The organism is Acidovorax sp. KPB24-03, assembly GCF_057546605.1.
In genome coordinates this window covers 1-769 of the sequence record NZ_BAAJYR010000837.1, presented here as the reverse complement: position 1 = coordinate 769, position 769 = coordinate 1, and the positions used below count along the sequence as shown (strand labels likewise).

Below are 769 nucleotides of genomic sequence, written 5' to 3'. Positions count from 1 at the left end.
GTGCTGGGCCAGCCACCGAAAGAAAGCCGGGCGAGCTGGTGCTGCGCACGTCCAGGCGCCGCCAGCACGCCCGCCGCCACGCCCGCCTCGCCTTCGTCACCCGCCTCGCCACTGCCCGAACCGGCCGATCTCGCGGCGGTGCTGCGCCTGCGGCCGATGTAGCGCTGGCCGGGAGGCCGCGGTCAGGCGGGCGGCGTGAACCGGGGCAGCATCAGGCACGCCTCGGCATTGGAGGGCGAAAAGCAGGCCAGTGCCGCATCGCGCCAAGGCAGCCAGCGCCACGCCACATGCTCGCGCGGGCTCAGCACCACCGGCGTGCCCTGGGGCACGCACAGGCCGAACAGCCGCTCGCGGTTGCGCACCACGCCCGGCGCGTAGCGATGCAGCCACTGCGGCCAGATGTCGTAGACGTTTTCCAGCGCCCAGTCGGTCAGCACGCAGCCGGGGGCGCGGGCATCGATGCCGGTTTCCTCGCGCACTTCGCGCACCGCCGCATCCTCGAAGGGCTCCTCGGGCCAGTCCTTGCTGCCGGTGACCGACTGCCAGTGGTCGCCACCGCCCGCCCGGTGGATCAGCAACACATCCAGCGCCGGGGTGTGGACCACCACCAGCACCGACTCGGGGATCTTGAACGCGCCCGGCAACGGGATCAGGCCGCCGCGGCGAGCAAGGACTGCAGGTCCTGCCGGGGGCGCGTCCGCCAGCGCACCGGCCGCGCACTGCTGCAGCCACTGCGGCGAGATGCGGCAGAGCATGGCCCGGCCGGCCG

At 73.6% G+C, this 769-nt stretch carries 1 protein-coding gene; it reads right to left on the bottom strand.

Translation table 11 applies throughout. The features are described from left to right. Nucleotides 1-182 precede the first annotated feature (182 nt). Entirely contained in the window at nt 183-653 is a 471-nt protein-coding gene (nudB, locus tag AC27KI_RS26345; RefSeq protein WP_487116820.1) for a dihydroneopterin triphosphate diphosphatase, read from the bottom strand. Between the last annotated feature and the right edge of the window lie 116 nt (nt 654-769).